Annotated in this window: 1 protein-coding gene; it reads right to left on the reverse strand. The window is 34.2% G+C overall.

Going from position 1 to position 2,065, the window contains the following annotated elements; all coding sequences use genetic code 11:
- Window positions 1-588: 588 nt before the first annotated feature.
- On the reverse strand, window positions 589-1,824 hold the full coding sequence (locus CN946_RS20805) for an IS110 family RNA-guided transposase (protein WP_098862831.1): 1,236 nt from the start codon (window positions 1,822-1,824) through the stop codon (window positions 589-591).
- Between the last annotated feature and the right edge of the window lie 241 nt (window positions 1,825-2,065).

A 2,065-nucleotide genomic window follows, 5' to 3' on the forward strand; every position in this document is an offset into this window, starting at 1 on the left:
TCCATTCTACTCGACTAGTTGCACAACGATGGACTGCTTCGGTAGTCTTTTTTTATTAAGCTAAATGGCAGTTTAGTTCCATAAGAAATCGTATAAACGTTATTAAATCAAGGATAAAATAACCCGACTTTAAATTAAAGGTATGAGAATATTTATTGTAGAACTCATTTTAAAGAGGTATAAACGCAAAAACATTACAAAAATTATTCTCCAAAGGGGGGTTAAAATGAGTGTATCTATATCACCTTGGTATTTAATTATGGGTGTAATAAGGATAATTATGATGATAGGGGCTATACCTGCAATAGTTTATGCACTTTATTTGTTACGTAAAATTGCAAATAAATAGAAAAGTATTATCAAAGTGATGGATAAGGAAAAATAAAAATTTCTATATCTAAAATAGCTAAAAATTCGTGTTTATAACTTTATTTATAATTTTCTTATACAACTAAACCAGCTAATAGTTTGTCAATATTTTTCAATAAAAAATATTTGAGAGTCATGTTATACTATTTTAGACATGCCAAATAATCTTCCATTTATATAAAATTGGAAGATTATGGTAATTTATGTTGATTCGAGATTTTAAGCTAGATCTTGGAAAGTCGTTTTGCTTTTTAACAGGGCATAAATCCAGTGTAATAGTTTGTTTACACAAGCAATAACTGTTACTCTAAATGGTTTTCCTTCTTCACGCTTTTTATCATAAAATTGTCGCATTCGTTTATTTCTTGGGATGATTTCGTCTGTTGTTTTACTCTTACGATTATCACGAATTGCACACCGAACAGCCATGAATAATGCATGTCTCAATCGACTAGAACCACGTTTAGTATTGCGGTTTCTAGTGGCTGTGAATTTACCAGATTCAAAGACACTCGGATCTACTCCAGTGAACGCCACAAGTTTTTTAGGGTTATCAAACCGATCAATTTCACCAATTTCAGAAATAATCGTTGCCGCGATTTTTTTTCCGATACCTGGAATTGATTGGATGATATTATATTCTTCTATTTCTTTTACGAGGACATCTATCTCTGCTTTCAAATTGGATAGATGTTCTTTGTATTGAAGAACCATTTTGATATGCATTTCAAGCGAGATAAGAAGGCTTCTATAAAGATTGATTTGAAACGGATTTTTTTCAGCCGCAGTCATTAAAAGCTTTGCTTTTTCCTTTGCCCATTGTTTAGAACGGCTAGTACATAAGGATGCGATTCGTTTACTTAGTTGATCTTCACCTGCTTGTAACACTGCTTCAGATGAGGGAAACTCTAGTAAAGTTAAGAGCGAAACATTAGAGTATAAGTCGCCAAACACACCTCGATATTCAGGAAACACTTGATCTAGAATCGCTAGAAAATGTAGTTTTGCCTGAGAACTAATACCTGTTAAATGATCGTGCTGTCTCGTTAAATTTCGCAGGTTTAGTAATTGTACACCACGCTTTTTATACGGCTCTAACTCTTCTTTGTAGTACAGCTCGCAGAGGTGGTACGCATCGATGGCATCAGTCTTTACCTTTCTCAAACTCGTGCTTTTAGCTCGATAAGAGATTAATGGATTAATAACGATGTAAATATAGTTTAAGTTATCTAAGAACTGCATAACTGGTGAATGGTAATGCCCTGTCGATTCCATTATCAATACTGGTTTTGTATTCGTTGTTTCTTCGATTTTCTGTAAGAATTGAAGTAGCTGCTCAAAGCCTTCAACCGTATGTAAAATCTTAAAACTTCTTTTAAAAGGAGTCTTTTTATCTAAAAAACCTTGAACCTGACTTTCTCCTTTTGCGACATCCAGACCAACTACTGGATTCATAATATCTCCTCCTAAAATTAAATTTATCGGTTCCCCTAATGCTCCCTTATAGTGTCATAGGTTCGCTTGTTATTCGGGATCCTTGTCCCAACCAGCCCAAAGCATGTTTCTATAAGTAGGGGGTGAACTGTTTAGTTGACGGGGTCTAAGCCCCACGCAAGCTTCGTTCTGCCCCGACTACTTTAATAATAAGACCATATAAAAAATGGTCAACCAGAAATTTTAAAATGTACCCTATAGA

It is taken from the genome of Bacillus sp. AFS053548 (assembly GCF_002575105.1).
In the GTDB taxonomy this organism is placed as follows: domain Bacteria; phylum Bacillota; class Bacilli; order Bacillales; family Bacillaceae_G; genus Gottfriedia.

Excerpts from the sequence above, each read along its gene's own strand:
- CN946_RS20805 (WP_098862831.1), bottom strand. The coding sequence starts at position 1,824 with ATGAATCCAGTAGTTGGTCTGGATGTCGCAAAAGGAGAAAGTCAGGTT.